The sequence below is a fragment of the Nonomuraea lactucae genome, assembly GCF_003313395.1.
Lineage (GTDB): Bacteria > Actinomycetota > Actinomycetes > Streptosporangiales > Streptosporangiaceae > Nonomuraea > Nonomuraea lactucae.
In genome coordinates this window covers 1-3,493 of sequence record NZ_QNFZ01000709.1, presented here as the reverse complement: position 1 = coordinate 3,493, position 3,493 = coordinate 1, and the positions used below count along the sequence as shown (strand labels likewise).

Annotated in this window: 4 protein-coding genes; 1 reads left to right on the top strand and 3 read right to left on the bottom strand. The window is 72.1% G+C overall.

The window, feature by feature from the left end; genetic code table 11:
• Together DQW85_RS25825 and DQW85_RS25820 are read right to left on the bottom strand one after the other, a co-directional pair.
• Positions 1 to 394 (bottom strand): acyl-CoA dehydrogenase family protein (locus DQW85_RS25825; RefSeq protein ID WP_162795377.1); only part of this gene is annotated, 394 nt, incomplete at its 3' end.
• 62 nt (positions 395 to 456) lie between these two features.
• The gene (locus DQW85_RS25820; protein ID WP_113702545.1) at positions 457 to 1,332 is read right to left on the bottom strand and encodes a hypothetical protein; all 876 of its coding nucleotides are present in this window, start codon (positions 1,330 to 1,332) and stop codon (positions 457 to 459) included.
• A gap of 70 nt (positions 1,333 to 1,402) precedes the next feature.
• Between DQW85_RS25820 and DQW85_RS25815 the strand changes: the two genes are divergently transcribed.
• Positions 1,403 to 2,917 (top strand): AMP-binding protein, encoded by a 1,515-nt coding sequence (locus DQW85_RS25815; RefSeq protein ID WP_113702547.1) that lies wholly within the window; start codon positions 1,403 to 1,405, stop codon positions 2,915 to 2,917.
• 32 nt (positions 2,918 to 2,949) lie between these two features.
• Here the strand turns inward: DQW85_RS25815 and DQW85_RS25810 are convergent, their stop codons facing one another.
• Positions 2,950 to 3,492, bottom strand: coding sequence for an OmpA family protein (locus DQW85_RS25810; RefSeq protein ID WP_240197428.1), 543 nt, complete (start codon positions 3,490 to 3,492; stop codon positions 2,950 to 2,952).
• Position 3,493 lies beyond the last annotated feature (1 nt).

Sequence of the window (3,493 nt, the reverse complement as noted above, 5' to 3'; positions counted from 1 at the left end):
CGACGAGGGCGCCGTCGGCGCCGCGCGCGCCGGTCAGCGCGCCGGTCAGCGCCACCGCGCCGGTCAGCGTGCCGTCGGCCAGGCGGGGCAGCAGCTCGTGCCGCTTGGAGGCGAGGATCACCGCGCCGGCGAGCACGGTCGGCACGTACGGCCCCGGCGCCATCCGCTCGGCCAGCGCCTCGACGGCGACCGCGGCCTCGATCAGCCCGTAGCCGGATCCGCCGGCCTCCTCGGGCAGGTGGAGGCCGAGCAGCCCCTGCTCGGCGAGGCCGGCCCAGAAGGGCGGAGCCTCGTCAGTGGCGGAGCGCAGCAGGTCGGCGGGGATGTGCCGCTCGGCCCAGCCGCCTACTGACTCGCGGAGCGCCTCGTGCTCCTCGTTCAACCCGATCGCCATCGCTCACCCTCCGGCCGCGGTCCCAGTATGCCCAGAACCATATTCTAGAGGATGCTTCTGGCCTAGATGGGCCGGATCTGCGCGGCAAGTGTGTTGAGGTCGCGCCAGCGCTTCTTGCCGCTCTGCGGGATCGTCGCGAACAGCATCGCGGGCTTGGCCTTGCCCACCTCGATCACGCAGACCAGCGCCTGCGACACCCGCGTCTCGCCCGCCACGGTGTAGGTGACCTTGTAACCGAGCGTCCACCCCGTTGCCAGGGCCGGCTTCTGGGAGGCGGTCCAGGAGAGCGTGGCGCCGGCGGGAAACTGCCTGCCCAGGGTCCATCTGGCCGCGCGGGCGGCGAGCTTGCGGTATTCGGAGTCCTTCGACGGCTTGGCCTTCGGCGCCGCGCCGGGGACCATGGCCGAGCCGATCAGGGAGGTCGGGGCCGTCGCCTTGCCGATGCGCTGCGCGAACGTGAACGGCTTGTGCGACTTGGTCGCCCACGGGGCGGCGAGCCTGGGGTAGCTGATGCCGTTCGTGGTGTCGTACACGATGCCGATGACCACCGAGGCGGTGCCCGGCAGGCCGGCCAGCGCCTTCTTCGCGGGCACCGGCGGCAGCGCGACCGCGCTCGGCGTCTGCTTGGCCCCGTCAGGGGCGGACGCCAGCCCGGCCACCTGCCGCGAGGCCGGCTCCTCGCCGCCCCCGTCGCCGGAGAAAATCAGGAACGTCAGCACGAGGGCCGCCACGGTCGTGATCGAGACGCCGACCAGGTAGACGACCTTGAGCGGCACCCTGCCGAACAGCCCGCGCTTCGGCGGCGTGGCGGGCAGGAAGGGACCGCGGGAGACCGGCCGGCGGATCAGCGCCGTCTCGTCCTCGGCGGGCACGACGACTCTCTGGAACGGGGTGGTGGGAGCATCGAAGGGGGCTCGCTGGTCGCCGATGTCCGCCATGGCTTCGAGATTACGTCACCCGGCCCCGGGATATTCCCTCAGCAGAATGTAATTCTGTATGGTCGCGGACATGAGTGGCTTCTACGACATCTCGGTCCACGACCCGGAACGTCCCGCGCTGCTCGGCCCGGACGGCCTGACGTACGGCGAGCTGGTCTCCCGCGTCAACCGCGCCTCGCACGGCCTGGTCGCGCGCGGCACCGGGCCGGGCGACGCGGTGGTGACCGTGCTGAAGAACGGGCTCGACGCCCTGACCATGATGCTCGCCACCTACCAGATCGGGGCCTACCTGGTGCCGGTCAACTGGCACTTCACCGCCGAGGAGATCGCCTACATCGTGTCCGACTGCGGCGCGAAGGCGGTGGTCGTGCAGCCTGGGACCGCCGGTGAACCCGGTGCGGAGCGGCCGGAGACCCTCACTGCGGGAGCCGTGGCGGAGACGCTCACCGTCGCCGATCTTGTGGCCGGGCAGCCGGACGGCGCGCCCCCGCACCGGCGGGCCGGGTCCATGATGCTCTACACCTCCGGCACCACCGGCCGCCCCAAGGGCGTGCGCAGGCCGCTGCTCGACCTCACGCCGGAGGACGCCTACCCGATCATGATGCGCAAGAGCTGGAGGCACTTCGGGCTCCCGCCCAGGGGCGTGCACCTGGTGTCCTCCCAGCTCTACCACTCGGCCCCGTACGGCCAGGCCATGATGGCGCTGCACCTGGGGCACTCCGTCGTGGCCCCCGAGCGGTTCGACGCGGCCGAGACGTTGCGGCTGATCGAGCGGCACCGGGTGACGAACGCGTTCATGGTGCCCACCATGTTCCACCGGATGCTGGCCGTACCGGATCGGGAGAGGCACGACCTTTCGTCGCTCACCCACCTCTACCACGGCGCGGCCCCCTGCCCGCCCGCCACCAAGCGGGCGATGATCGACTGGCTCGGCCCCGTGCTCTGGGAGTACTACGGCTCCACCGAGGCGGCCGTGGCCACCATGGTCTCCTCCGCGGAGTGGCTGGCCCGTCCGGGCACGGTAGGCAGGGCGCTCGACGGGATGGCGTTCACGATCGTCGGCGACGACGGCCGCGAGCAGCCGCCGGGCGAGCCCGGCCTGGTCTACATCCGCGGGGTCAACCGGTTCGAGTACCACGGCGACCCCGGCAAGACGGCGGCGGCCATGCGCGGGCGGGACTACACGCCCGGCGACATCGGCTACCTGGACCAGGACGGCTACCTGTTCCTGCTCGACCGGAGGACCGACCTGATCATCTCCGGCGGGGTCAACATCTATCCGGCGGAGATCGAGGCGGTGCTGCTGGAGCACCCGTCCGTCGCCGACGTGGTGGTGATCGGCGTGCCCGACCCCGAGTGGGGGCAGCGCGTGGTGGCGCTCGTCCAGCCCCTGGCGGGCGTGGCGGGCACCGGCGCGCTCACCGACGAGCTGCTCCGCCACTGCGAGCCGAGGCTGGCCAGGCTCAAGCACCCGCGGGTCATCGAGTACCGCGACGCGCTCCCCCGCACGCCCACGGGCAAACTCAGCAGGCGAGACATGCGAGAGGCGTATACCGTGACGCTGGGCCGGCTGCCGGGTGACTGAACGGGCCCCGCGTCCGTTCACTGCCTGACGTTTCACTGCTTGACGTCGAAGACGATCTCCACCCGGCGGTTCTTCTCGCGGTTCTTCTCGATGGGCCTGCCCTCGACCATGTTGGGGAACTTGGGGCGGCTCTCGCCGTACCCGCCGGCCTGGAGGGTCACGCCCGCGCCGGAGAGCACTCCCCGTACGGCCCGCTCCACGGCCTGGGCCGGGCGACGGGAGAGCGTGAGGTTGCAGGCGTCGGAGCCCTGGTCGTCGGTGTGCCCCTCGATCTTGACCACGCCGCCGGCGGTCTCGGCCCTGACCTTCCCGGCCACCTGCCGGAGCCGCTGCCGGGCCGTGGGAGTGAGCGCCCACTTGTCCAGCGGGAACAGGACGTCGCTGGTGAGGGCGACCGTGACCTGGGTGCCCCGTTCGGACTCGCTCTCCGTGCCGTCGAGGAACTCCACCTCGCCGACGACGTCCTCGATGGGCAGGACGAGGTCCTCGACGACGCCGGTCGCGTCGGCCGGCGGGGTGGGCGTCGCCGCCCGCGGTGCCGCCGAGGCCGGCGCGACCGTCAGGGCGGCGGCCAGG